The organism is Klebsiella sp. K47 (assembly GCF_051858335.1).
Taxonomy (GTDB): domain Bacteria; phylum Pseudomonadota; class Gammaproteobacteria; order Enterobacterales; family Enterobacteriaceae; genus Klebsiella; species Klebsiella pneumoniae.
Window position 1 is genome coordinate 1 of sequence record NZ_JBPYUI010000216.1, and the last position, 240, is coordinate 240.

A 240-nucleotide genomic window follows, 5' to 3' on the forward strand; every position below is an offset into this window, starting at 1 on the left:
TTTTAAACGCCATGCCGATGGAGACATGTTCCCGCCTAGCCGTGATCAATTTGATAAATTCCTCGTGCATAGCTGTACTGAGAGCTTTTTCTTAGAGCTCTGGAAACAAGACCAGCTCATCTGTGTTTCGACCTGCGATCCTCTAGATGATGGTTTATCTGCGGTTTATACGTTTTTTGATCCCGATGAAAACAAACGTTCACTAGGGACTTTCGCCATTTTAAAACAAATCGAGCTCGC

General features: G+C 43.8%; 1 pseudogene. It reads left to right on the forward strand.

Features of this window, described 5'->3' with window-relative positions:
• Positions 1 to 240, forward strand: a pseudogene (locus RRF55_RS27760) (arginyltransferase); the annotation flags it as partial.